The sequence below is a fragment of the Vibrio sp. 2134-1 genome, from assembly GCF_033339495.1.
In genome coordinates this window covers 1-720 of the sequence record NZ_JAWOUS010000394.1, presented here as the reverse complement: position 1 = coordinate 720, position 720 = coordinate 1, and the positions used below count along the sequence as shown (strand labels likewise).

Below are 720 nucleotides of genomic sequence, written 5' to 3'. Positions count from 1 at the left end.
GAGTTAGGCATTGATAAAGAAGTGCTCGCTGCTGATCCGCGTCCTTTTTTCCTTGTCGTCACTCGTCAAGACACTGGACAGGCAGAATACCTCACTCCGGACGTCGATATGTTAGCGGAGACCATGAAGGCCAGCAGCGCCCTGCCCGTACTCTATCGTAATGGCGTACTTCTTAATGGCACTCGATATGTGGATGGCGGCGTTGCAGATGCCCTGCCAATTGCCGAAGCCATCAAAAGAGGAGCGACAAAAATCATGGTCCTACGCAGCCAGATCGCCAGTTACCGGAAACCAAGATCAAAGTTCAGTGCCATCACAAAACGTATGCTGAAGGAAACGCCAGCTCTGATTGAGCCTATGCTGACACGTGACGTTCGTTACAACCAAACATTGGAACTGATAAACAACCCGCCACCAGGCGTTGAGATAATCCAAGTGTGCCCACCAGAAACGTTTAAGTTAAAACGCTTAAGCCGCTCACCAGAACCTTTGCGAGAAGCATATGAACTGGGAATTGAGGCTGGCAAACAAGCCATAGAGCGTTGGAATTCAGTGTAAAGAAAAAAGCCACCTCGATTAAACGCAAGTTAATCTAGGTGGCTAATGCAAACTCGATGGCAGTGGATTATCGATTTGCTTCGCTACGAGCCCAATAAGTAGGCTCAAATACATTCAGCGTAATACTAAGACATCGGTCAAAATTGGCTGTTCGCTGTCGTT

The 720-nt window shown here is 48.1% G+C and carries 1 protein-coding gene; it reads left to right on the top strand.

Features of this window, described 5'->3' with window-relative positions; translation table 11 throughout:
• Window positions 1-558, top strand: a 558-nt coding sequence (locus tag R7R78_RS26210; protein ID WP_225474623.1) for a patatin family protein, incomplete at its 5' end; no start/stop codon positions are given.
• Window positions 559-720: the final 162 nt, after the last annotated feature.